1 protein-coding gene is annotated in these 893 nt (G+C 63.0%); it reads right to left on the bottom strand.

Going from position 1 to position 893, the window contains the following annotated elements; all coding sequences use genetic code 11:
• Window positions 1–215: 215 nt before the first annotated feature.
• Window positions 216–893: hypothetical protein (locus tag CSE6_RS26320; protein WP_059441895.1), on the bottom strand; the 678-nt coding region annotated here is incomplete at its 5' end.

Raw genomic sequence — 893 nt, forward strand, 5'->3', positions numbered from 1 at the left:
TCCAGATCGCTTGGCCGTGGCTTGAACCCCAGGCGCTTGAGCTCGGCTCGCACCGCCTCCCGCATTCCCGGCCACAGGCCGTGCCCATGTGTCACGGATTCCTCTTCCAACTCCAAGGCCCTGTGCCTTGAGTAGTGCCACCATCCCGGCGTCATTGCCAGTTGCACCAGATGGTCCCTGGCGGCGAGGTAGTGCGTTGGTAAATCGTTTTGCACTCATGCCACCTCTCCCTGCTGGTAGGCCAGCACGCGCGCGGCGGTTTGCCGCTTGGCATGGCTCAGACGCATGCGCTCTGCGCGGGCTTGTACCTGGGCACGGGTAAATCGACCGGCGCGGCGTGCTACCTGGTCACGAAGCTGCCCCAGCTTCTCCCGCACATCTGGCGCCGCTTCCCTCGTTACTTCCACTCGGCCCGCCAGTAGCGCCACAGGACTGAGCGCCGGCGCGACCAGCGCAAGACGGCCATGGATCAATGCATCCTGAGCTGCATCAGCTTTGATCAGGCCCATCTCTACGGCCTTGCCCAGCATCGCGGAATTGAAAACATCGGCGGGCAATGTCACGCCGTTGTCCAGCGCCAGCACCACGGCCATGGGTGCGCTGATCTGGTTGCGTTCAATCGCAGTAGTCAGTGCCAACTGGCGTAGCTCACGATTGGTGCCAAAAGTCACTTGCACTGTTGGCAGCTGGCGCTGCTCGCGGGCGGTAATCGTGATCCGCTCATAAGCAGCGATGAAAGCCATTCGCGCCCCCACCTTGTCGCCAGCGCGCAGCAGCGGCATGGACTGCTCAAGGGCTTGGCAGATCTCGTCGGTCCAGACGATGGTTTCACCCTCGTCATTGGATTTCAGCGCCAGGGCCCATGCCTCACTGGGAGCCAGGCGGCCTGCCAG

This window comes from Comamonas sp. E6, assembly GCF_001010305.1.
Taxonomy (GTDB): domain Bacteria; phylum Pseudomonadota; class Gammaproteobacteria; order Burkholderiales; family Burkholderiaceae_C; genus Comamonas; species Comamonas thiooxydans.